Raw genomic sequence first — 24,071 nt, forward strand, 5'->3', positions numbered from 1 at the left:
CGTCAAGCTCAGAGGATGATCGAAATGATCCAGGATTGCGACGCCGAATTCCACACGCCGGATATGGACAAGCTGAATTGGGCCGAGACCAATTTCTTCGGCTTCTACAATGTGGAAGAAAAGCTGAACGTGGGCGTCTATGCCCTGTTCCGCACCAACCTGCGCACGGTTAACTCCACCATCTGCATGAACTCGGGTTTCGCCGCGGCGCCCTGGCAGGCCGACTATGTGGACTACCAGTCGGTGATCCCCATGCCCGAAGACTGCAGCCTGCTGGACTACAAGCTCGCGAATGGTCTCAGCGTGCGCTGCATCGAGCCCAACATGGTGTGGGAGATCCGTTTCGACGACGGTGAAGGCACCACCATCGACGTCACCTACCGCTCCCTCATGCCGGCCTTCGACATCCATGACCCGCAAATGGATCCGATGGTCGGCGCCCATGCCGGCAAGTTTGCTTGGGGCACGGCCTATAACGGCCATTTCGATCAGACCGGACACTTTCTGGGCACGGTTACCCTGCGGGGCAAGCGGATTCCCATCGATTGCATCTCCACCATGGACCACAGCTGGGGGCCGCGGCCGGAGCGCGGCGCGCCCAACATGAGCTGGTTGCACGCCCACTTCTCCAAGGATCTCGCAGTCCACGCCATCTTCAGCTTCGATCCCGAGCAGAACGCGCGGGACCTCTCGCTGACCCACGGTTATGTCGTGGAGCGCGGCGAAGTGTTCGGCCTCAAGGCTGGGCGCGGCAACACCGTCCGGCTGCGCGACCGCTTCGCTGATCGGGTGGAACTGGAGCTGACAGACCGCACCGGGCGCGTCTGGACGCTCGCCGCCAAAGGCCTGACCACCTTCCCGTGGCAATGCTGGGCCAACATGGTGGCCTTCAACGTCCTCGCCCGTTGGGAAATGGACGGCCAGACCGGCTATGGAGAGATCCAGGACTTCTTCGAGCTGCCGCAGCTCACCCGCCTGAATGCCCAGGACGCGACGCGCGTCGTCGCGGCGGCCTGAGCGATGGCGCCCCTTCGCGCAGTTCTCTTCGACCTCGACGGAACGCTTGTGCAGGCGCGTGACAGCACGTGGCGGTTGTTTGAGCGCACCAACCGGGCTTTCGACCTGGGCATCGATACGCCCGAGGCGTATTTCGATCTCTTCCGCGACAACATGTTCGAGGCGCTGCCTCGGATCTACGGCGAGGTCAGGGCGGAAGCCGTCATCGCGCACTTCCTGGAGCTGATGCGACAGGAATACGCCCCGCCGTTGGTGCCAGGTATGGTGGACGTGGTGCGCGCCCTGTCCAGCGAATGCGTGCTCGGGATCGTGTCCAGCAACGCGGTCTCCGCCATCCGCCGCATCGTGGTGGATGCCGGGATCGGCAATTGCATCGCGCATATCTTCGGTGGCGATGTCATTCCGGACAAGCGCGTGGCCATCCGCCAGTTCCTTGAGGAACCGAGCTACGCCACTCTGCGCCGCTGCTCGAACGCCTATGAGGAGGTGCCACCGGTGCCCTTCGCTCCGGGCGAGGTTGCCCTGGTCACGGACACGGTGGGCGATGTGCGCCAGGCCCGCGACTGTGGCATCCACACCATCGGCGTCACCTGGGGCCTGCATGAGCCGGGGCGGCTGGAAGACGCGGGCGCCGACTTCGTTGCCCAATGGCCGATGGAGATCGTGTCGTGGGTGCGCAGGCCGATGGCCAAGCTTGTGCCACAGGGAGGCTAAGAACGTCGAAGGGCACGGCAAATTCTAATCACGAACCTCACGGTTCAGCAACAATAACAAGAAATCGTCAAAAAATCACAGGAGGAAGAAAATGAAGATTATTGCCCAAGGATTCAACAGTTTCGAGACGAAAAAGGCGCCGGAGGGGGATGTCATCTATCTTCCAACGCCGCAGTCGGTCATCAAACTCATCCAGAGCGGCAAGCTCAAGCAGCATATCCTGCTGGTGCAGGGCGGGACGACAACTTTCCTTTCACCGGCCCTGTCCATGGGCGCGCTCGGCGTGATCACGCTTTCGGGCGCACCGGAATCCCATCTCGGCATCCTGTCGCGGGAATTCCAGATGCCGTGCGTGATGACCACCTATCTGGTGGATGCCGACACGCGCTACGTCACGAGTGGCGACAATACCCTGCACTTCAACGCCATGATCGAGAAGCTCCAGGGCAAGCGGGTCAAGCTTGACTGCAGCGGCAGCGAGCACGGCAAGGTTCTGGAGGTGGCTTGAGATGAACGAGATCGCGAAAATCGGCACCAGCACCTACAAGCTGCGCTACCAGGACGGCGACAACGGCCTGAGGTTCCAGGACCTCGTCTACCACGGCAACTTCAAGGGCATGGAACCGGTGCGTGACGGCGTCATCGGCGACCGGGTCATGCGCAGCCGGGCCAAGTCCAAGGTGCTCGAGCGCGTCACGCGCGAGGACGTGCTCAAGGACCAGTTCACCCTCGACGAGCTGAACGACCTCAACAACTATCTCGCCTGGAACATCTGGGACGTGCTGGTGATGCGCGCCACGGAAGGCGTGTCGGGCATGATCCCGCGCCAGGAATACGAGATCCTCGCCTTCATGAACGAGTTCTACCGGTGGCCGGAAATCCTTCGGATGACCACCCGCGAGATCGGTGCCGAAGGCGTGATACAGATCGGCGCCACGGCGCGCCGGGAAGTGGGCATCAAGGTCAACGCGGTGCATGACTGGTGCATCGGCGCCGTCGGCTTTGGCATGGGCCGCTGCGGCCTGCTGGCCCTTGAGGCCATCAAGCCCCATGACTACGTGGAGGAGAGCAACGAGATCCTGAAGTTCATGCAGCGCGTGCTCTGGGGCAAGCGTCAGGACGGCTATATCCTGAACTCCCAGGACCGCTACCGCTGCGCGATTCATGATCAGGACGTGATTGATTCCCTCGTTACCCAGATCGAATGGTTCGAGCCCGGCAGCGACGCGCACGAGAACTTCACGCGCTTCAACGCCTCGGCCGAACTCCTTGCATTTCTCGACCATTTCGACAACCGGCTCGGCCTCGGCGACACCGGCCCTTATGAGCTGCCGGACGGCAAGCTTCTCATCATCCGCGACCTGTTCACCAACGAGGAGGCCTACCACTGGAGCGACGTGTGCGACGCGGCCGGCGTGCCCCATTGCTACACGCTGCTGCTGGTGCTCGACGCCGAGGCGATGAAGCTGGAGGAAATCCGCGTCAACGACATCTCCACCACCTTCACCCGGCCGAAAAACTATATCGAGCACATCGTCGGCGGCGCCGTGCTGGTGCGCGAGACCTGGAACACGCCCATGTCGGAGGTGTACCCAGTCAAGATCGCCGATCTCGCGCCCCGCGTGGAAGGCATCCAGCAGGCAACGCTCGGCCTCTACACCAAGCTGTCGCGCATGTCGCGCCGCCAGCTCATCACCAACGGCATGTACACCTACTACATCGACATGATCCTTCCGCACCTGCGGCTGGCCGGAACGTATGAAAAGGCGTGCAAAGATTACGATTTCTGGGAAATCGACCAGCGTGTCGCCAACTATTATTACGAGATCAACAAGAGAGGGTTCGCCCAGACCGTCGTGCCGCAGAAGATTTTCTCAGGCGAGGGCTACCTGCCGTTCCCGGAGGGCACCGACCTCGGTCGCTCCAAGTATTTCTGGGGCTAAGCCATGCAGGCTCCCGCCGATGCCATTCCCACTGAAGCCGGGCGCGACCTCGTCGATGCCCCGTCCTTCGAGGTGCTGAACGCTATCTATCTCCACAAGATGGCGACGCCCTTACACATCGCAGATGTGACGGGCCTGCCGCTCGACCAGGTGTCGGCGGTGCTCAAGGACCAGGCGGACGATGCCGCGGTTCTCGATCTCGAAGGCTCCTTCCTCCTCTTGGAGGAAGGCACCGCCCGCGTTCTTGCGTTCTACCGGGATCGCTACGCGCCCCTGCGCTCGGAAGGCGAGATCATCAGCTGGTACGAGAAATTCGAGAACGGGCTCAACCGCCAGTTCATCAAGGCCGTGAGCGACTGGCAGACATCCGATGGTGATGCCCGCGCCCAGGACAAGATGGCACGCCTCGTGGAGCGGATGATCCGCCACCTCGATGCGGCCATCCCCAAGGTGCCGCGCTACGACCGCTACGCGCAGCGGTTCGAACGCGCCATGGCAAGGGCCGACCGGGGCGAGATGGACTTCGTCTGCAAGCCCACGGTCGATTCCATGCACAACATCTGGTTCGAGTTCCACGAGGACATCCTCGCGGTCGTCGGTCGTCCGCGGGACGTGTGAAAGGTCGGGATGTTCGAGATGGATATGATGGCTCCTCCCTTCGTGTACGACATCCGCGTCCTCGACCCACAGGACGGATACCTGTTCGGCGGCAAAGCTACGGGCCTGTCTCGCATGGCCAGTGCCGGCATCCCGGTTCCACCCGCCTTCGCCATCAGTACCGACGCGTTCCGCGCGTTCCAGGCCGGCGGGCGGCAATTGCCCGCCGACCTGCGGGACGAGGTGGACGTGGCCATGGCTCGTCTCGGAGAGCAGGTCGGGCGGGTGTTCTCCGGCGGCGACACCGCCGATCCACTTTTGGTTTCGGTCCGCTCCGGCGCTCAGGTCAGCATGCCGGGTATGATGGACACGGTGCTCAACCTCGGCCTCGACGCCAGCTCGGCGAGCGCCATGATCGCCCGCGGCCACGACCGGCGCTTCGTCATCGACAGCTGGATGCGCTTCTGGAAGATGTACGTGGAGATTGTGCTCGGGCTCGACAGCGAGGACTTTCTCCATGCCCTGTCCGCTGCACGGGCGGGGGCGGAGGCCGAGGGCGGCAATCTCAACGCGCTGGAGGAGGCGGTTGTCGCCTACATCGAGGATGAAGGTGAGGATGCTCCCACCAAACCGCGCGACCAGCTCGACCGCGCCATAGCCGCCGTCTTCTCATCGTGGAACAGTCCGCGCGCCAAGGCCTACCGGGAGCATCAGGGCATCTCCCATGATCTCGGCACCGCGGTCACCGTCCAGGCCATGGTGTTCGGAAACGCCGACGACAGGTCCGGCTCGGGCGTCGCCTTCTCGCGTGATCCCAACACCGGCGCACCAGTGCTCTATGGTGAATACCTGCCCGGCCGGCAGGGCGAGGACATTGTCGCGGGCACCGCGACACCGATCGACCTCTCATCGCAGTCGGGCCGGCATGGCGATCTGTGCGCGGCACTCGAGGAGCATTCCCGGGTGTTGGAGGTGCTCTATCGCGACGCGGTGGACATCGAGTTCACCGTGGAGAGCGGACGGCTCTATCTGCTGCAGGTTCGCCCTGCCAAGCGCACCGCCGCGGCCGCCGTCCGGATCGCTGCCGACCTCGCTGCCGAAGGCGTCCTGACAAGTGAGGAAGCATTGGAGCGGGTCTCCGCCGAACAGATCAAGCGGCTGTTGCGTCCCGTCTTCGATCCCAGGCAGGTAGCCGACGCGCAGACCATCGCCACTGGCGTCGGCTCATCGCCCGGACAGGCGAGCGGCATCGCCATCCTGGATTCGGACCGTGCCGCCGAGTGCGCCACCGCGGGTGATCCGGTCATCTTGGTGCGGCCCACCACCAGCCCGCTGGACATCCGCGGCATGATCGCGGCGGCGGGCATTCTCACCGCAAAAGGGGGGGCCCTCAGCCACGCGGCGGTCGTATCCCGTGCCCTGGACCGGCCCTGCGTGGTTGGGTGCGAGGTGCTTGATATCGATCTCGACGCGCGCACCTTCAGCGTGGGTGGCCGCGTGTGGCAGGAGGGCGACGCCATTGCCATCGACGGCGCGTCCGGTCGCGTCTTCGACGGGCGGATCGATCTGGTCGAACCGGAAGGCCAGTTCTGCGGCCTTACGCAATTGCTCGAAACGGCGGACCGGCTCTCCGGGGCGTCGGTCTGGACGACGGCGCGCCCCGTCTCCGGCGCAACGCCGGCGGGGGTCGCTGTCGTCAATATGGCGGATGTGGCCATCGCAGAAGGCATCGTCGAACGCTTCGCCGACGGCATGGCAAATCTGGCGCGCGAGCCTGAAGCTGCGGCCGCCGTGCTGGGCGAAGCCGCTGCGGGCGTGGGCGCCGCCGTGCTCGACGCGGTCATGGGTCTGCCGGTCCACGTCCGGCTGCCCCAGCCCGGTTCGCGGCGCGCGCGCTTCGTGGTGCCAGACTGGCTGGAACTGGACCAGCGCCTGTTCCTGCCCCTCGGCAATACCGCCTACCAGAACGCCATCTTCGCCGGCCTCGCCCGCAGCGCCGAAGGGCGCGGCCCGATCACGGTCCTGCTGGGCGGCGTCACGGACGTGGCCGAATGGACCCGCTACCGGCGTGACATCGCCGCCTTCCCTCAGCTGGAGGCCGGCGTGGTGATCCAGAACGTGGCCGGGCTGGAGGCCGTCCCCGCCATGCTGGCCCAGGCTGGCGGGCGGATCTGGATCGACCTCGACGAGGTAATCGACTCCGCCCACGGCTTCCTGCCGAAGGCGTATGCGTCGGCGGCGGTGCTCGATGAATATGTCGCGCAGGGCAAGCTCGGCTCGCATCCGCGTAAGGAGCTCAAGCCGTTCCTCGCGGCCCTGTTCCAGCAGGCGGCGGCCCAGGGGGACGAGCGTGTCGGGGTCCTGTGCCCGGCCGATTGCGACGGCACGCTGCTGGAGTGGCTGCACGCCCATGGCTTCCGCCTCTTCAGCGTCCCATCCGAACAGCGGGACCTCACCCGTGCCCTTCTCGGAAAGGCGGCGGGGCGTCGAGTCCATGCTAGAGTGGACCCGACGTGACATGGGAGGCAGCCGGACATTGCGTCGACGAGAAGGCCATGGATCACCTGCGGTCGGCCAGGTCCCGGACGAGGCCCGGACTGCCTCGCTGCTGCCGCCCGCTGGCGCGGGGAGCGGCTGCGTCGAGACGCTGGCGGCCTTCGTCGCTGGCTTGCCGGCGGCGGCGAACGATGGAAACCCCCGCGTCTTCTCCGAGGCCGAGAGCTGCTTTGCGGACTTGACCTCCGGGACCGCCGAAATCGTCGTCAATTCCGCCGGCCTGTGGCGGCGGTGGCAGCAACTCGATGTGCCGGAGGAGGACCCCGGCCCGCACGTCCTGTCCCTGGCCGAGGCGTTTCCGGGCCGTGTGGTATTTCCAATCCGCACCGGGACGATCGCGGTCCTGCTTGACGACGACGGCGGTCCGGCCCTGAAGGATGCACTCAGCCTTCTGGCCGGCTGCGTCGCCCTGGCACTCGACGTGGGGACAGGGCGCACCACGGTTGCGCGTAGCGTCAGCGAACTGGACGTGATGCGAGCGGTCGCGGCGCGCATCCTCGAAACGCGCGATCTCGATGAGATCCTGCTCCTGGTCAGCCACGAGGCCAAGCGCCTGCTCGACGCCGACATCTGCGGCGTCATGCTGTGCGAAGGCGACCAGGTCGTGATGAAAAGCTGCGTCGGGCATATCTCGCCGACCATGCCGCGGCTGCGTATGCAATCAGGCGTCGGCGTCGCGGGCCAGGTGCTGGCCACCGGCGAGCCCTGCATGGTACGAAATTACGTCGAGAGCGATATCATCACCCGCGATTTCGTGCCGCTTGCGCGGGTGGAGAAGGTGCGCTCGGCCCTTGCTGTACCCATCCTTTCCCGCGATTCGATTATTGGCGTGCTGGAGGTGTGGCGCCGTCGCCCTTCGGTGTTCAATTCCGGAGACACGCCCCTTCTTCTGGCCCTCGCGGGGCTCGCGTCCATCGCCATCGACAACGCGTTGCTGCTGCGCGCCCATGCCGAGGCTGCCGAACGCCTGTCCATCGCCTATGGCGAACTGACAGAACGTTACAGCGTCATCACCAGCGCCGCGAGCTTCCAGGAGCAGATCGCCGGCCTGATGCTGGTCGACCATTCCCTGCCCAAGATCCTCGATCTCACGGCGGAATTCACGGATGCGACGATCCTGTTCTTCGATGCCGACCGGCACCTCGAATGCGCGATGCCCGCCGCCGAGCGTCCAGGCGAGGATCAGATCGCGGTCCTCACGGGCTTGCTACCCAAGGCCAAGCGGGTCGGGGATGCGCCGTTCAGCGCGCCGTTCGAAGGACGGCTGGCCCATGTGCTTCCGGTCACGTCCGGGGTGGAGACGCTCGGCTGGCTGGTGTGGCTCGGCCAGGTCCAGCCGGGGGAGCGGGTGCGGCTTGCGCTTCGGCATGTGTCGCTGGCGGCGGGGCTCTATTGTTTCGAGCGGCGTAGAATCGCGCGCGAGCGCCTGGGCACGCTCGAAAGCGTTATGTGGAGCCTGCTCGAAGGCGAATTGGTCGACCGGACCGTAGCCCACGACCGGGCGCGTGAACTGCGCGTCCACATCCGGGATTCGGTGTTCGTGGCGGTGATCGCACTGCCCACGAACGCGACCGCCCATTCGGCGGACCTTGATCCCATCAGGCACGAACGGATCCTTGCCGCCACCGAGCAATACGGCCTCGGCGCGCTGGTGCTCATGGCTGGTATCCGCGGCAACCAGTTGTGCCTCATCTGCAAGGGCAATCCGGATGCCGCCCGGAGCGCCGCCCTGAACGGCCTGCTCGATCGCCTGAAGGCCGAGCTGCGGGTGCCTGCCATCCCCATGGGTCTCAGCGGTCTCCACAGCGACTGGCGCTCCCTGCCCGCCGCGTTCCGCGAGGCGCTGGTCGCGCTGGAGGTGGCGCGGCATCGGCGCAGCAATCCCGTCGCCCGCTATGGCGAAATCGGCATCATGGGGCTGCTGGTCAATCTGCGAGGCAAGGCGGACATGCGCCGTGTCGGCGAGGAAATCCTCGGGGGCCTGCTGTCGGAACCGGAACCCAGCCGCGGTGTGCTGCTGGAGACGCTGAAGGCCTTCTTCGACTGCGACTGCTCGCAGATCTCCACGGCCGCCCGGCTGCACGTGCATAACAAAACCGTTGCCTATCGCCTTGAAAAGGTCGGCAGCCTTACCGGGCTAAACCTCGCGCGTCACCAGGATCGCGTGCTTGCGGACATCGGTATCCGCCTGATGACGCTCCTTGATGACGGTGCGTGAGCTCGATCCCGCGCGCCGATCATCCGGTTTCTTGACAGCCATACCACACGTGCGCGCCTGATGACGTCGAGCCGTGTCCCGGATCGGAAAGCACGTCAGGGCGCTTTCGAGTGAAGTGGATACCGGTTCGCGTGAAAAAAAACGCGTCAACACAAGAATGCGGGGCGATTCCCGTGAGCCGGGGCGAGCGGAAAGCACGCCAAAGCTAATTTGCGGCGTGCGTTTTTATCTGGTGCGGTGATGGTCCCTCCCGCCTGTTTCCTCAATCCTTCCAGCTCCGTCGACGTGGCTCAACGTCTTCACGGGATAACAAAACAAGGCACGCACCAGCAGTTGCCTTTTGGGGAGGAAGATGATGGCGATGGAAAGATCGGCAAATTGCGCCACCGGTTCTGTCTGGGCGTCGGGCATAAGGGCGATCTGCCTGATCGTCGCGCTTGTTCTCTCACAGCACGGCACGGCTTTCGCGCTCGATTCGGACGCCGATGACTACAGCGCCGGCGCGTTGCCTACCGGCACCAATCTCGCCGCCGCCTATTATCAGTTCGCAACCCGCGACACCCTCTATGCCAACGGCAACGCAACCGCCGGCGGCAACCTCGATTCGAGCGTCGGTATCCTGCGCTATGCCCGCTTCGTCGAAATCGGGGGCTTTCTGGCCGATCCCCAGTTCCTGCTGCCATTCGGTCACCTCTACGGCACCGACACCATGAGCGGGTTGGGCTCGTCGGCCGGCATCGGCGACCTCATCCTCGCCTCGACGGTCTGGCTCTATCGCAATATCGAGAGCGGATACTATTTTGGCGTGACGCCGATCGTCTACATCCCGACCGGTGATTATAACCCGCGCAACAAGGTCAATCTCGGCGAAAACCGGTGGAAGGGCGGCCTCCAGGCGGGCTATGTGATGCCCATCTTTACCAAGGATCTCACGCTTCAGCTCACTGCGGACGTGACCTTTTACGGCGACAATACAGACTATGGATTATATGGGCAGAACCTGAGCCAGGCGCCGCTGGCGCAATTCCAGGCGTGGCTGAAATATAGCGTCACGAAGGATTTCGACGTGCGCCTGGGCGCCAGCTACTTCATCGGCGGTGAGACCAAGGTCGACGGCATCAGCAACAACGACGAAACGCGAACGACGAATATCCGTATAGGATTCGCCTATAATTTCGCACCTAGCTGGAATATCATGGCCGTTTATGGACGGGACGTTGCCGTCGAGAATGGGTTCAGCGAAGCAAATCGCGTCAACCTCCGTATGTATACGCTATTCTGAACGAAAGCGCGCCGATCCCTATAAATGCTCTCCGGATCGCAAGTCATATCCGGTGAGCCTATTCTATTTGACCTAAGCGAGCGAGATGAGGCGCGTAGCCGAACGTCCGCTATCGGACAGCGGGCCAATGACCGCTCCTGGCGGATTGTTAGCGAGAGCTCGATGCTCATCGCCATGACGTTCAGTCCTCGTCAATCAGGCGTTCGCCCTTCGGCGCCTAACCGAGAACGGTAGCATCGCTATCTGAGGAGGGGGCTGCGCGCTGAACCGGCGTCTAGCCCCGCTCCGCCGCTCCTGCCGCCTCATGGTAGAGCAAAGGAGACAGCGTCATGCGCAGGGTGACCCGCAGGCCGCCGAGGTCAGGGCTGCGGTCGAGGACGATTGAAATGTGCAGCAGGTCCGCGATCACCTTCACGATCGAAAGCCCGAGACCGCTGCCGGGCACGTCCGGCCGGTCGGGCGCGCGATAGAAGCGCCGGAACACCTGCTCCCGCTCGGCTTCCGGAATGCCCGGACCGCTGTCCTCGATGGTCACAAGCGCCAAGTGCCCGTCCCGCTCGGCGCACAGCACCACCTGACCGCCCGCGCCGGAATATTTCACTGCATTGTCCAGAAGATTGCCCAGCAGTTCGGACAGCAGAACGGTGTCGGACATCAGCGGCAAGGGGCGATGCCTGATGAGGCAGGAGATCTGGGTGTCGGGCGGGATGCCGGCGATGCGCTCGGCGATGACATACTCGATCACCTCGCCCAGATCGCAGGGCGTGCCGCCCGCTGCCGCGACGGCGCTTTCGTCGGCACGGGCGAGGGTGAGGAGCTGGGTGATGAGCCGCTCAAGCCTCTCTGCTCCCTGATCCAGCTCGGCCAGGACACTGCTGCTCAGCTCGGGATCGGAGCTCTCGCGCCGCAGCAGATCCACATGCATCCTCACGATCGCCAGCGGCGTGCGCATCTGGTGGGAGGCATCGGCCGTGAAGCGCCGCAGAAGCGCCGTCGCCGAGCGCAGGCGCTCGAACATGGCATTGATAGCGGTGGCGGGCGCCATCGCCTCCTGCGGCACGCCGGACAGATCGAGCGGCCGCAGGTCGCGCCAGTCGCTGACGGCGCGGGTGTCGATTTGCCGGCTGAGATCGGCGAGAGGCATCAGCCCGCGCTCGACGGACACCCACGCCAGCACGGCGATGGCCAGGATCAGGCCGGCCTCCGCAACGCCAAGCTTCCGCAGCATTTCGTTGCGCAGCTGATTGCGGGCAAGCCGGGTCTCGGCGACGGCGACGATGACCGGGCGTTCGACGCCATAGACACGGCGTGCCACCGCGGCGAGCCGCACCGCATTGCCGCGATAGGTGTCGTCCCAGTGGGTCGGCTGGCCGGGCTCCGCGGCCGCCATCTTTCCGAGGGGCAGGTCGGGATAGCCCGTCACCGGCCCGGCGTCGGAGGCGACGAGATAATAAACGTTGTCCTGCGTCTTGGTTTCGAGCATGCCCAACGCGACTTGCGGCATGTCCACCACCACCTCGCCGCTCTCCACCGCGAGGCGCTCGGCGATGGCCATCAGCGAGCCGTCGAGGAGGCGATCATGGGAGCTCTCCACCACCGACGTGATCGTGAGATAGCCGCCGGCTCCGATAGCTACAGCCAGCAGCAGTACCGGCGCGAGCAGATTGAGGAGAACCGCGCGCTTCAGCGAGCGGCGGGCGCCGCACATCAGCCCTTCTCCAGCATGTAGCCGAGCCCGCGCACGGTGCGGATGCGCAGCCCGCCGGCCCCGAGCTTCTTGCGCAGGCGGGCGATGTACAGCTCCAGGGCGTTGGGGGCCACCGCATCGTCCAGTCCGAACACCTCCGAGATGAGGCGTGCCTTGGGCACAAGCTTGCCCGCCTGGAGGAGGAGGAGATGCAGGACCGCCAGCTCCCGCCTCCTCAGATCAAGGGGGGAACCCTCCAGCCGAGCGACCAGCTGCGCCGTATCGAACTGCAGCGGCCCGAATTCGAGAACGGCGTCGCTGACGCCGAAGCCCCGGCGCACAAGAGCCCGCACCCGCGCCTCGAACTCGGCGAGGGCAAAGGGCTTGTTCACGTAATCGTCAGCGCCGAGGTCCAGCGCCTTCACCTTCTCATCGACATGGTCGCGAGCGGTGAGGATCATGACCGGCGTATTCAGGCCATTGCGGCGGATCGCCCGCAGCACGTCATATCCGCTTCCGTTTGGAAGGCCGAGATCGAGCACGACCAGATTGTACGCCTCGCGGGTCGCCAGCCCGACCGCATCGGCCGCATCGGCCTCATGGTCGACCGCATAGCCGAGCGAGGTAAGCGAGCGCTTCAGTCCGCTCGCCAGCGCCCGGTCGTCTTCCACGATGAGGATGCGCATCAAGACGACTCCCGGTCGGCTGCAAATGGCCGCAAGGCTAAAGCCCCCCGTTCGGAGCGGGGAGGATGCCCCGGACGTGACCTCATCCGTCGCATCGCATAATGTAGACCGGCTAACGGAAGCAAGTTCAAGAGACGGCTCGGGCGTGCGTGCGGGAGGCGGGTCGATGGCCCCGATGAGCAGGGACGGGGAGGGGATCGCCGAGTGTGTGGCGGGGAGCGTTCGCGCAGTTGCAGGACGCATGACTGGGACCTTCGTGGCCGCAGGGCTCTTCGTCGCGGTGGCCTTGGCAACATCGGCCGGCTCGGCCAGGGCGCAGTTCCTTCGCCCGGACGAAATTTCAGTCGGCACGGGAGCCGCCGGCGCCCTCAGCGTCCTTTCCTCCATCGATCTGGTGGAGATGGGTGAATTGCTCGAGGACTGGCGCGCGCGCTACCCGGACATCAAGCTGACCTATCGGCATAAGAACTCGCTGGATGTGTACTCCGATGTAGTCGAGTGCAACGAGGCGCGGCCGTGTCCCGATCTCGCCTGGAGTTCCGCCATGGATCTCCAAATCAAGCTGGTGAATGACGGTTATGCTGCCCGGCACGAGACGGCGGCCGCCTCGGTGCTGCCGCCGTGGGCGGTGTGGCGGAACGAAGCCTTCGGAGTTACGGCTGAACCTATCGTCCTCGTCTACAACAAGATGCGGGTGCCTCCGGAAGACGTGCCGCGCACCCATGCCGATTTCATCCGCCTCCTGCGGGAGAAGGGCGCTGCCTACCGGGGCAAGGTCGCGGCTTACGACCCCGAACGTAGCGGGACCGGCTTTCTGTTCTGGAACAGCGATGTGCGCATCACCTCGGAGACCTGGCAGTTGGTCCGGGCCTTGGGTCGGACGGGGCCGAAACTCTATTCCTTCGCCCACACCATGCTGGATCGCGTGTCGGATGGAGACCACCTGTTCGCCTACAATATGATCTCGTCCTATGCGCGGGCGCGGGCGATGGAGGAGCCGGCCCTCGGCGTCGTCACCTTCGAGGACTATACGCTGGTGATGACGCGCATCGCCCTCATTCCCAAGCAGGCTCCGCACCCGGAGCAGGCGCATCTTTTCCTGGAGTTTCTCCTGTCCCGCGAAGGCCAGTCCGATCTTGCGCGCCGTGCGTTCGGGGCGGTCCGGCTGGACATGACGACGCCTGGTGATGCCGGTGCCGATCCCGCGAGGCTCCGTCCAATACACGTGGGACCTCAGCTTCTCACCTACCAGGATCAGTCCAAGCGCCGGATATTCTTCCGCGAATGGCGAAAGACCCTTGAGACTGAATGATCTCAGGGCGCATGACCGGCCGTCCGCGTCAGACGACAGTCGCGCGTGACGTGACAGCTTCTTGACAGGTTCTCTCCCCTACGCTCGCGCCGATGCCGCCATGCGATGGGCTGCGCCAAGTCTCTGCAAGGGACCGGCGGGCTGCAGGCGGCTGGACGAAGCAACAACAAGCAGCGCAGGGACGCCGCGTGCGGCTGCGCCGGCATGGGAGACAACGCATGGTCGGGCCTTCGGCAACCGCCGTTCCATCCACCGCGACCGCAGAGGTGCCTGCGATCAAATCGAGAACCGCAGCAATCCTGCGCTCGACCAGCGGAAACTTCCTTGAGCAGTTTGACTTTTTTCTTTTCGGTTTCTACGCGACGTCGATTTCCAAGGCGTTCTTCCCGACCGGAAATGAAGTCACGGAGCTGCTCCTCACCTTCACGACCTTCTGGCTCGGCGCGCTGATGCGGCCGGTGGGCGCGATCGTGCTCGGCGCCTATCTCGATCATATTGGCCGCCGCAAGGGGCTGATCGTGACGCTCGGAATCATGGCCGCCGGCACGGTGCTCATCGCAGTGTGCCCCACCTACGCACAGATCGGCATCGCCGCGCCGCTCATCGTGCTCTTCGGTCGCCTGTTGCAGGGCTTCTCGGCGGGCGTGGAGCTGGGCGGCGTCTCGATCTACCTGTTCGAGATCGCGACGCCCGGCAACAAGGGCTTCTACACCTCGTTCCAGTCGGCCAGCCAGCAGGTTGCCATCTTCTTCGCGGCCATCATCGGCTTCTCGCTGAGCCAGCTGATGCCGTCCGAGACCATCTCCGCGTGGGGCTGGCGCATTCCCTTCTTCATCGGCTGCGCGATCATCCCCTTCATCTTCTTCATCCGCCGCACGCTTGAGGAGACCCCCGAGTTCCTCAAGCAGAAGAAGCACCCGACCCAGCGCGAAGTCTTCGCCGCGATGCTCGCCAACTGGCGGATCGTGCTGCTCGGCATGATGCTGACCGCCATGACCACGGTGACCTTCTACTTCATCACCGTCTACACCCCCACCTTCGGCAAGAACGTGCTGAAGCTGTCCATCACCGACAGTCTTCTGGTCACGCTGCTGGTGGCGACCACCAACTTCATCTGGCTGCCCATCGGCGGCGCGATCTCGGACCGCGTGGGTCGCCGTCCGGTGCTGCTGACCATCGCCATCCTGGCGCTGGCGACGGCCTATCCCGCCCTCGCGTGGCTGGTGGTGGAGCCGACCTTCAACAAGATGCTAATGGTGGAGCTGTGGTTCTCCCTGTGCTTCGGCGTCTATAACGGCGCCATGGTGGCGGCCTTGTCCGAAGAAGTGCCCGCCCATGTGCGCACCACCTGCTTCTCGCTCGCCTTCGCCCTCGCCGTAGCCCTGTTCGGCACGTTCACGCCCCTGGTCTCCACCTGGCTGATCGACATGACGGGCAACCGCGCGGCACCGGGCTTCTGGCTCATGGCCGCGGCCGCCTCGGGCCTGATAGCGACCATCCTCATCTATCGCGGTCGTGGCGCCGCCCCTGCGCGGAGCTGAGCGGATGGACGCGACGCTCGCCAGCATGGACGTCCTCGTCATCGGTGGCGGAAACGCGGGGCTTTGCGCTGCCATCTCAGCGCGACGCTCCGGCGCTTCCGTCCTGGTCGTGGAGGCGGCCCCGAAATTCTACCGTGGCGGCAACACGCGCCACACCCGCAACATGCGCTGTGCCCACGACAGCGCCACGAAGATCCTCTCCGGCCCCTACACGCAGGACGAATTCTTCGAAGACCTCCTGCGGGTCACCCAGGGCCAGACGGACGAGGTCCTCGCCCGGCTGATGATCCGCGAATCCCAGGACATGCTGGGGTGGATCGTGGAACAGGGCGTGCGCTGGCAGCCCTCGCTGGGCGGCACGCTCAGCCTCGGCCGTACCAATTCGTTCTTCCTCGGCGGCGGCCGGGCCATGCTCAATGCGCTCTATCTCACCGCCGAGCGCCTCGGCGTCGAGGTCCTCTACGACACCGAGGTGGTCGAGATGGAGATGGAAGGCGGACGCTGCAGCGGCGTCCTCGTCCGTCGCCCGGATGGCATGCATCGCATTTCCGCCAGGGCCGTCGTCGCCGCCGCCGGCGGCTTCGAGGCCAACATCGACTGGCTGAAGGAGGCCTGGGGCCCCTCCGCCGGCAATTTTCTCATCCGCGGCACGCCCTACAACCGGGGAACCGTGCTGAAGATGCTGATGGACAAGGGTGTGGAGACGATCCGCGATCCCACCCAGTGCCATGCGGTCGCCATCGATGCGCGGGCCCCGAAGTTCGATGGCGGCATCATCACGCGGCTCGACTGCGTGGTCTTCGGTATCGTCGTCAACAACCGGGCCGAGCGCTTTTACGACGAGGGCGAGGACATCTGGCCCAAGCGCTACGCCATCTGGGGCCGTCTCGTGGCCCAGCAGCCCGACCAGATCGCCTACATCCTTTTCGATGCCTCCTCGCTCGAGCTGTTCATGCCCTCCCTGTACCCACCCATCGCGGCACCCACCATCGCCGAGCTGGCGGGCAAGCTCGGCCTCGATTCCGAGGCCCTCACCCGCACCGTGGAGGGCTTCAACGCCGCCGTTCGGCCCGGCACCTTCGACGACAAGATCCTCGACGATTGCCGCACCGATGGCCTGACGCCGCCCAAATCCCACTGGGCGCGCAAGCTCCAGACGGCGCCCTACTACGCCTATCCGGTGCGGCCGGGCATCACCTTCACCTATCTCGGCGTCCGCGTCGGCGCCGATGCGCGCATGCGGACGGCCGACGGGACAGGCGCGGACAATCTGTTCGCCGCCGGGGAGATCATGGCCGGCAACGTGCTCGGCCGCGGCTATGCCGCGGGCATCGGCATGACCATTGGCAGCGTGTTCGGGCGCATCGCGGGACGGGAGGCGGCCGACCATGCACGCCACTGAAGCTTTGAAGGAGGCCGACCGCCTGATGACGGTCTGCAACTCCTGCCGCTATTGCGAAGGCCTGTGCGCGGTGTTTCCCGCCATGGAGATGCGGCGCGCCTTCACCAGCGGCGACCTCAATTACCTCGCCAATCTGTGCCACGCCTGCGGGGCGTGCTACACCGACTGCCAGTTCTCGCCGCCCCACGAATTCAACGTGAATGTGCCGCGGACGCTGGCGACGGTGCGGGCGCAGTCTTACGCGCACTATGCCTGGCCCGGAGCCTTGGCGGTGCTGTTCCGTCGCAACGGGCTGTTCGTGGCGCTGGCGACGGCGGCGAGCGTGGCGCTCTTTATCTTCGCCTTCATGGGGGCGGGCGGCGCGCATTTCGGCGAGGCCGTACAGGGAACCGGCGCGTTCTACCGCATCATGCCCCATGAGCTGATCGCCTGGCTGTTCGGCGGCGTCTTCACGTTCGGCCTGGTCGCGCTGGCCCTGTCGCTGCGCCGCTTCTGGCGGGACATCGGCGATGCCGCCGAGAGCCCGCTTGCGCCGCGCCCGCTCTGGCAGGCCATCAAGGATGCGGGCTCGCTGCGCTATCTCGATGGCGGCGGGGTGGGCTGCTACAACAAGGACGAGAAGCCGGACGACAACCGCCGCTTCTACCATCACCTCACCTTCTACGGCTTCATGCTCTGCTTCGCCGCCACCAGCGTCGGCGCGCTCTACCACTTCCTGTTCGGTTGGGAGGCGCCCTATCCCTGGTGGGACCTGCCGGTGGTGATCGGCACCCTCGGTGGCCTGGGCCTCGTGGTCGGCCCCATCGGCCTCCTGCGCGTCAGGCGCCAGCGCGACCCGGCCCTCCTGAGCGAGGTCGGCGCGGGCATGGACAAGGCTTTCACGGTGATGCTGCTGCTCACCGCCGCGTCGGGTCTGCTGCTGCTCGTCCTGCGGGCGACGCCGGCCATGAATGCGCTGCTGGCGATCCATCTCGGCATCGTGTTCGCCCTGTTCCTGAGCCTGCCCTACGGACGGTTCGTGCACGGGCTCTACCGCTTCGCCGCGCTGGTCCGCTACGCGCAGGAGCGTGCCCGCGACGCCTGATGCCAGGTCCCCGCGCGCACCTGCGGTATGCGCTCGGGCCGAGCCTTTCCGACCCCGGCGGGGTCGGCGGAATAAAGAAAAGATCAATCACGGGAGGATGGGGCATGACGATCGCGAGAGGCTGGCTTTCCGCGCTGCTGGTGGGCGTCACGCTGGCGCTGCCGGCCGCGGTGCAGGCCGAGGAGGTCAGGGTGATGATTTCGGGCGGCTTCTCCGCCGCCTACAAGCAGCTCGTCCCGCAGTTCGAGCGTGCCACGGGCCATACGGTCTCGACGGCCTACGGACCCTCCATGGGCACCACCGAGAACGCCATTCCGGTGCGCCTCGCCCGCGGCGAACCCGTGGACGTGCTCATCATGGTGGGCGAAGCCCTCACCGGCCTGACGGAGCAGGGCAAGGCGGACAAGGCCTCGCGCGTCGATCTCGCCCGCTCGCCCATCGGCATCGCCGTGCGGGCCGGCGCGCCGAAGCCGGATATCTCCTCGGTCGATGGCCTGCGCGCCGCGCTGCTCGCTGCCAAATCGATCGCCTATTCCGACAGCGCGAGCGGCGTCTATGTGGAGAAAGAGCTGTTCAAGCGCCTCGGCATCGAGGAGGAGATGAATGGCAAGGCCCGCATGATTCCGGCAGAACCCGTGGCTGCGGTGGTGGCGCGGGGCGATGCGGAACTCGGCTTCCAGCAGATCAGCGAGCTGCTGCCTGTTGCCGGCGTGGAGGTTGTGGGTCCCATTCCCGAAAGCGTACAGAAGATCACCATCTTCGCGGCAGGCATCTCCACGAAGGCGGTCTCCGCCAAGGCGGGCGCGGACCTCATCGCCTTCCTCGCATCCGCCCAGGCCGCTCCCGTCATCCGCAAGACGGGACTGGACCCCATCGCCCATCCGGCTGGGAAATAGCGGCGACTGCAGACCGCGGCGCCGCCAAGAGAGCGGGACGGGCGTCTCCAGCGTCCGTCTGCCTAAAGACGCCATCTCCGCACCGTCCAAGTGCAGAACATGCCGTTGTCGGGAAGGGTGTTAATGGTTTAGGCCTCTTTGGGGTGCGCAGCTTTGAGGGAACACGAACCTGATCACGCTCAGCCTGGGTAGCGGGGATTTCACCAGAACGATGCTCATGTTGGAGAAGCGATCTGGATCGATAGTTTTGAGATCGAGACGTGGGTCGGGATGCACAGGCCGCTTGCTAAGCGAACGCCCTTGTCGGAACCACATGCTCGCGAGATCAAGCGCTAAAATGTCGACCTTCTTTGATGTCTGCCAATGCGTTTCAAACCAAGACACGACCATTTCGAAAGGGATGACGCGCAGCGAAGAATCCATCAAGGGCCGCGCCAAAACCGATGTAATCGGGATCACCAAGCTCCGTTAAGCCGTGCTCGCGGCACAGCCCCGAGTGCGCGCCCCATGCCTCCCCAGACATTGGCTTTCACGCAGTGCCAAACCAATTTCTGGATTTTCTGGATTTCCAAGCATCCAGAAAGTGACACTTGTAATGCATTGGAAATGCTCAGATCCTGATTTTCTGGATTTCTGGATTTCCGGCATAGAGTCACATTTTTCTATAAGTAGTAGTATTATATTATAGATACACTCCCTATGGCCTATTCCACGGCCACTGGCTGGCAATGGGCCGCCCATGCCGTCATCAGCTCGCGGCGCTTCTCCAAGGCATCACCCCGGCGGTAGGCCCGCTCGGTGGCATCCCCCACGACATGGGAGAGGGCCGCCTCAGCGATCTCCCAAGGGAAGCTCGTCTCCTCTGCGGCCCAGTCCCGGAACGATGAGCGGAAGCCATGGACGGTGATCTCCAGCTTCTGGCGGCGCAGGAGCATTTCCATCGCCATGCCGCTCAAGGGGCGGCCCTTCCGCTGCCCCTTGGCCTTGGTGGCATCCAGCACCCTTTCGATGCGACCTCGGAGCCGCGAGGCCGTCTCGTTCTTCTCCATCCACACCGGTTGCAGGACCGCGAGCACGTCATCGGTGTTGATGTCCGCCAGCTTCCTCTCGCGGATCTTCGCGCAGTAGGCGGGGCCGAGGGTCATTTTCCATTGTGCCGCGTGCTTCTCATTCCTGAAGCCGGGCGTCAGCTTCTCGGCCTACATCTCCGCCATCTACGCGCGCCAAGCCGCTGACGATATAGCCAATTTGCCATGCTGGCAGGGGGCGCCCGCCGCCCCAGGCCTGTCCTTGCGCCAGGTGGCCGGATTCCCCCGCGCCGGCCGAAGTGTCGCACCGAGTGGGGCTCCGGCTGGCGTCACAAAGCGTTAAATATGCGCCAGCCTTGAGGATCGCTGCCGAAATTTCCGGCAGCATTGAGCCGGGCCGCGCCTCCTGTTACGCGGTTCCCGGCCCAGGCCTCATCCATTGCTGAAGGACGCCGCGACCGTGCACGACAGCCATTCCCACACGCCGCACCTCTCCCTGTCCAAGGACAAGATCAAGGTGCTGCTCCTCGAAGGCGTGAACGACAGCGCCGTGGAGCTTCTGACCAATGCCGGCTACACCAACCTCATCCGCCTGCCCAAGGCGCTGGACGGCGAGGCGCTGAAGGAGGCCATCAAGGGCGTCCACATCCTCGGCATCCGCTCGCGCACCCAGATCACGCCCGAGGTGCTGGAGGCCGCGGACCGGCTGATCGCCATCGGCTGCTTCAGCGTGGGCACCAACCAGGTGGACCTCGACGCCTCCCGCATCAGCGGCGTGCCGGTGTTCAACGCGCCCTTCTCCAACACCCGCAGCGTGGCGGAACTGGTGATCGGCGAGATCGTGATGCTGCTGCGCCGCATCCCCACCCGTTCCCACGCGGCGCACGAGGGACGTTGGGACAAGTCCGCTACCAACAGCGTGGAAGTGCGCGGCAAGACCCTGGGCATCGTCGGCTACGGCAATATCGGCTCGCAGCTCTCCATCCTCGCCGAGGCCATGGGCCTCAAGGTGATCTTCTACGATCACACCGACAAGCTGCGCCACGGCCAGGCCGAGCCGGTGCCCACCCTCGACGCGCTGCTGGCCCAGAGCGACATCGTAAGCCTGCACGTGCCGGAGACGGCGGCGACCCACGGCATGATCGGCCGCGCCGAGATCGCCGCCATGAAGCCCGGCGCCTACCTCATCAACAACAGCCGCGGCACGGTGGTGGACCTCGATGCCCTCGCCGAGGCGCTGAAGGACGGCCGCCTGCGCGGCGCGGCGGTGGATGTGTTCCCGGTGGAGCCGGGCTCCAACGCCGAGCGCTTCGTCTCCCCGCTCCAGGGCCTCGACAACGTGATTCTGACGCCGCACATCGGCGGTTCCACCGAGGAGGCGCAGGAGCGCATCGGTGCCGAGGTGGCCCGCAAGCTGGTGGACTATTCCGACACCGGCTCCACCATGGGCGCGGTGAACTTTCCCGAGGTGCAGCTGCCTGCCCGCCCGACGGGGACCCGCTTCATCCAGATTCACCGCAACCTGCCGGGCATGCTGCGGCGGCTCAACGACGTGCTGGCACGCCATTCCGTCAACATTGCCGCGCAGTATCTGGAGACCTACGCGGACGTGGGCTACGTGGTTCTGGACGCCGATGCCTCGACCGCGGACGGCCAGAGCGTGCTTGAGGACATCCGGGCGATCGAGGGCACGATCCGCGCCCGGCTGCTCTACGAACGCAAGATCTGAAGCCGAATCCGATCCGGCGGGCGCATCCTGATGAGATGGTGTGCCCGCCGGCTCATCCCGGCGCGTCGCCCGGTGGGCGCGGGCTCCTGCTGCGTCGGGGGGCGGCACGGCGGGATCCAGGCCCGATACATGACCCGCCGGCTCGCATTGCCCCGGGAGCGAGGGCGAATCGAGTGCATCGCGCCTGGCGCGGGACCCAGGCAGGGGGCACCGCGGCACCGGCCGGTCCGAGGGCTCGACGGTAAATCGATCCTGATTCCCCGAACGGCCAAGCCCTGCAAAATCCGCATGCTACCGCTGCGATAGTTCAGTCACCGCAGCGCTTCGCGGCGAAAATGGCACACTTTCCCCTGTCCAGATTCCGCCACAGGTGAGACTTGGCGACCGGTCCCCCGGGGGAGCCGGTCCGTGAGCCGGCTACCGCCCGGAACATTCGGATGGCGACCTGAGGTGCGGCCCCTGCTGCTGAGGCGAAAATAGATAGGGATCATAACGTTAAATGGGTTAGGGCGCGGCCTGCGCATCTGTGTGTTTTGGTATCTAGGTAGGTCAACTAAACAGTGCCATTCCTGCAACACCCGGCGGGAAAGCGGCCGTTAAGGGGCGTGAACGGTACCGTTTCGATTGATCACGGTTTCGCCTTTTGTATGTTGGCTTGGCGACGAAGGGGGGCAGTCCCCGGTCGCCCACTGCGTGTTCGGGGGGTCTGAGGGCGCAGTGGGAAATCGGGGCAAGAACCCTCTCGGGGTGCAGCCGCACCGGCGAAGCGGAACTCGCTCCCTCGATCAAACTTGGAGGTCTAAAATGAAGATGGTGAAGAGCCTTCTCCTCGGTAGCGCGGCAGGTCTCGTCGCAGTCGCTGGAGCCCAGGCCGCCGATCTGCCTGTCAAGGCGAAGGCAGTCGAATACGTGAAGGTCTGCACCGCTTACGGCGCCGGCTACTACTACATCCCCGGCACCGACACCTGCATCAAGATCGGCGGCTATGCCCGCTTCGATACGTATGTGAATGCGATCGGTACCTTCAACCCGAACATCACCTCGGCCGCCGCTGTGGGCTTCCAGGGGCCTGGCTCCGGCGCGGGTGGTACTACATTCGGCTATCCCTTCAAGGACGCCGACGATCCGGATTATGTGACACGTGTCCGCGGCACGGTCGATTTCGACGCCCGTACCCAGACCGATTACGGCACCTTGCGCTCCTACGTGCGCTTCGGCGCCGAGTGGAACTCCCAGCAGATTGGCACGTCGACTGCGTCCGGCGGTGCTACCTGGGGTACTGGCTCGGGTGTGTACTTCGAGCGCGCGTTCATCCAGTTCTCGGGCTTCACGTTCGGTTACACCCAGTCGTTCTTCGACTCGGGTCTGAACTACATGCTGACCACGCCGCTGTCGGGCTCCAACACCTGGACCACCCTCGCGGCCTACACCGCCCAGTTCGGCAACGGCTTCTCCGCCACCCTGTCGCTGGAAGACGCCGCCAACCGCACCACTGGCGTGCAGCTCGCCACGTCTACTGGGTCGTCGGTCGTCGGTACCTGGTACAACATCTCCACCGGTGCAACCGGCTTGAGCTACGCAAACTATTCGGCTGGTCAGCAGGCGCCCGACATCGTCGCCAATCTGCGTATCGATCAGGCCTGGGGTTCGGCCCAGTTGTCTGGCGCGTTGCATCAAGTCGTGGTTGAGAACCCCGGCTATGCCGGCTTTACTCAGGCTGGTCTAACATCGAGCGACAGCTGGGGTTGGGCGATCGGCGGCACGGTGGAATTCAAGCTCCCCTTCCTCGCCGCGGGTGACAGCATCTTCTTCCAGGCGGGCTACGAAGAGGGCGCCGCCAACTACCTCGGTCTCTCTGGGACTTCTCAGGGCCGCGCTACCGGTGTGGGTTCGATTGACCTGAATCAGGTTGGTCAAAACATTGTTGCTTCGGGCGCATTCTACACCGTGGCTGACGCGGTGGGCGTGAATCAGTTTGGAGATTACAGCCTGACCAAGGGCTGGCAGATCCAGGGTCAGTTCCGCCACTACTGGACCCCCGGCCTGCGTTCGGCGCTCTATGCTGGCTACGTCTCCTACGAGACTCCGGACAACGTTGTTGCGGCCAATAACTTCAATCTGTGGCAGGTCGGTGTGAACACCGTCTGGTCGCCGGTGAAGAACCTCGATATTGCGGCGGAAGCAGTTTACAGCAAGGTCGATGGTTCTGTGCCGCTCGGAAACTATGCAGCGACCAATGCTAGCACCGGCTTGCTGACGAGCAATTCGCTCGTCGGCGGCTCCACCGACATCTGGTCGGGTGGCGTGCGCGTGCAGCGTAACTTCTGATCCTCGCGCTTAGCGAAGATTTCCGAAAGGCCCCGGTGGGAAACCACCGGG

Annotated in this window: 17 protein-coding genes and 1 pseudogene; 15 read left to right on the forward strand and 3 right to left on the reverse strand. The window is 64.8% G+C overall.

The features are described 5' to 3' along the window. Nucleotides 1–24 precede the first annotated feature (24 nt). The 8 genes from FZ033_RS18140 to FZ033_RS18175 all read left to right on the forward strand — a co-directional run bounded on the left by FZ033_RS18140 (nucleotide 25) and on the right by FZ033_RS18175 (nucleotide 10,327). Complete coding sequence (locus tag FZ033_RS18140; RefSeq protein ID WP_149577491.1) at nucleotides 25–1,017, forward strand: DUF7064 domain-containing protein; 993 nt, start codon at nucleotides 25–27, stop codon at nucleotides 1,015–1,017. 3 nt (nucleotides 1,018–1,020) lie between these two features. Next, nucleotides 1,021–1,731: an HAD family hydrolase gene (locus tag FZ033_RS18145; protein WP_149577492.1), complete on the forward strand. Its 711-nt coding sequence runs from the start codon at nucleotides 1,021–1,023 to the stop codon at nucleotides 1,729–1,731. Nucleotides 1,732–1,822: 91 nt separating this feature from the next. Further along, entirely contained in the window at nucleotides 1,823–2,239 is a 417-nt protein-coding gene (locus tag FZ033_RS18150) for a PEP-utilizing enzyme (protein WP_149577493.1), read from the forward strand. A gap of 1 nt (nucleotide 2,240) precedes the next feature. Continuing rightward, nucleotides 2,241–3,674 carry a hypothetical protein gene (locus tag FZ033_RS18155; protein WP_149577494.1) on the forward strand — a complete coding sequence of 478 codons (1,434 nt, stop codon included), beginning with the start codon at nucleotides 2,241–2,243 and terminating at the stop codon, nucleotides 3,672–3,674. Nucleotides 3,675–3,677: 3 nt separating this feature from the next. Next, the gene (locus tag FZ033_RS18160; RefSeq protein WP_149577495.1) at nucleotides 3,678–4,292 is read left to right on the forward strand and encodes a hypothetical protein; all 615 of its coding nucleotides are present in this window, start codon (nucleotides 3,678–3,680) and stop codon (nucleotides 4,290–4,292) included. Nucleotides 4,293–4,301: 9 nt separating this feature from the next. Then, nucleotides 4,302–6,788, forward strand: a complete 2,487-nt coding sequence (locus tag FZ033_RS18165) for a pyruvate, phosphate dikinase (protein ID WP_149577496.1) — start codon at nucleotides 4,302–4,304, stop codon at nucleotides 6,786–6,788. Between the two features lie 19 nt (nucleotides 6,789–6,807). Further along, the gene (locus FZ033_RS18170; RefSeq protein WP_210247916.1) at nucleotides 6,808–9,045 is read left to right on the forward strand and encodes a helix-turn-helix domain-containing protein; all 2,238 of its coding nucleotides are present in this window, start codon (nucleotides 6,808–6,810) and stop codon (nucleotides 9,043–9,045) included. A 352-nt stretch (nucleotides 9,046–9,397) separates the two neighbouring features. Further along, nucleotides 9,398–10,327: a transporter gene (locus FZ033_RS18175; RefSeq protein ID WP_149577498.1), complete on the forward strand. Its 930-nt coding sequence runs from the start codon at nucleotides 9,398–9,400 to the stop codon at nucleotides 10,325–10,327. A 274-nt stretch (nucleotides 10,328–10,601) separates the two neighbouring features. Here the strand turns inward: FZ033_RS18175 and FZ033_RS18180 are convergent, their stop codons facing one another. Both FZ033_RS18180 and FZ033_RS18185 read right to left on the reverse strand, forming a co-directional pair. Next, nucleotides 10,602–12,035, reverse strand: coding sequence for a sensor histidine kinase (locus tag FZ033_RS18180; RefSeq protein ID WP_149577499.1), 1,434 nt, complete (start codon nucleotides 12,033–12,035; stop codon nucleotides 10,602–10,604). Continuing rightward, entirely contained in the window at nucleotides 12,035–12,700 is a 666-nt protein-coding gene (locus tag FZ033_RS18185) for a response regulator (RefSeq protein WP_149577500.1), read from the reverse strand. Before FZ033_RS18185 ends, FZ033_RS18180 begins: the two co-directional genes overlap by 1 nt. A gap of 166 nt (nucleotides 12,701–12,866) precedes the next feature. Between FZ033_RS18185 and FZ033_RS18190 the strand changes: the two genes are divergently transcribed. The 5 genes from FZ033_RS18190 (at nucleotide 12,867) to FZ033_RS18210 (ending at nucleotide 18,935) form a co-directional block, all read left to right on the forward strand. Beyond that, nucleotides 12,867–14,012: an ABC transporter substrate-binding protein gene (locus tag FZ033_RS18190; protein ID WP_232847555.1), complete on the forward strand. Its 1,146-nt coding sequence runs from the start codon at nucleotides 12,867–12,869 to the stop codon at nucleotides 14,010–14,012. 218 nt (nucleotides 14,013–14,230) lie between these two features. Then, complete coding sequence (tcuC, locus tag FZ033_RS18195) at nucleotides 14,231–15,553, forward strand: MFS transporter (protein WP_232847556.1); 1,323 nt, start codon at nucleotides 14,231–14,233, stop codon at nucleotides 15,551–15,553. A 4-nt stretch (nucleotides 15,554–15,557) separates the two neighbouring features. Then, nucleotides 15,558–16,955, forward strand: coding sequence for an FAD-dependent tricarballylate dehydrogenase TcuA (gene tcuA, locus FZ033_RS18200; protein WP_149577501.1), 1,398 nt, complete (start codon nucleotides 15,558–15,560; stop codon nucleotides 16,953–16,955). Then, nucleotides 16,942–18,039, forward strand: coding sequence for a tricarballylate utilization 4Fe-4S protein TcuB (tcuB, locus tag FZ033_RS18205; RefSeq protein WP_149577502.1), 1,098 nt, complete (start codon nucleotides 16,942–16,944; stop codon nucleotides 18,037–18,039). Before tcuA ends, tcuB begins: the two co-directional genes overlap by 14 nt. 104 nt (nucleotides 18,040–18,143) lie before the next feature. Next, nucleotides 18,144–18,935 carry a substrate-binding domain-containing protein gene (locus FZ033_RS18210; protein WP_149577503.1) on the forward strand — a complete coding sequence of 264 codons (792 nt, stop codon included), beginning with the start codon at nucleotides 18,144–18,146 and terminating at the stop codon, nucleotides 18,933–18,935. Nucleotides 18,936–19,639: 704 nt separating this feature from the next. On the opposite strand, the pseudogene FZ033_RS18215 reads toward FZ033_RS18210, so the two are convergent. Beyond that, a pseudogene (locus FZ033_RS18215) lies at nucleotides 19,640–20,131 on the reverse strand (phage integrase central domain-containing protein); the annotation flags it as partial. Nucleotides 20,132–20,423: 292 nt separating this feature from the next. On the opposite strand from FZ033_RS18215, the gene serA reads away from it, so the two are divergent. Both serA and FZ033_RS18225 read left to right on the forward strand, forming a co-directional pair. Continuing rightward, a complete protein-coding gene (gene serA / locus FZ033_RS18220) occupies nucleotides 20,424–21,692 on the forward strand; it encodes a phosphoglycerate dehydrogenase (RefSeq protein ID WP_149577504.1) in 1,269 nt (422 codons plus the stop codon). Nucleotides 21,693–22,496: 804 nt separating this feature from the next. Beyond that, a complete protein-coding gene (locus FZ033_RS18225; RefSeq protein WP_149577505.1) occupies nucleotides 22,497–24,020 on the forward strand; it encodes a porin in 1,524 nt (507 codons plus the stop codon). Nucleotides 24,021–24,071 lie beyond the last annotated feature (51 nt).

This window comes from Xanthobacter oligotrophicus (assembly GCF_008364685.1).
Classification (GTDB): Bacteria; Pseudomonadota; Alphaproteobacteria; order Rhizobiales; family Xanthobacteraceae; genus Xanthobacter; species Xanthobacter oligotrophicus.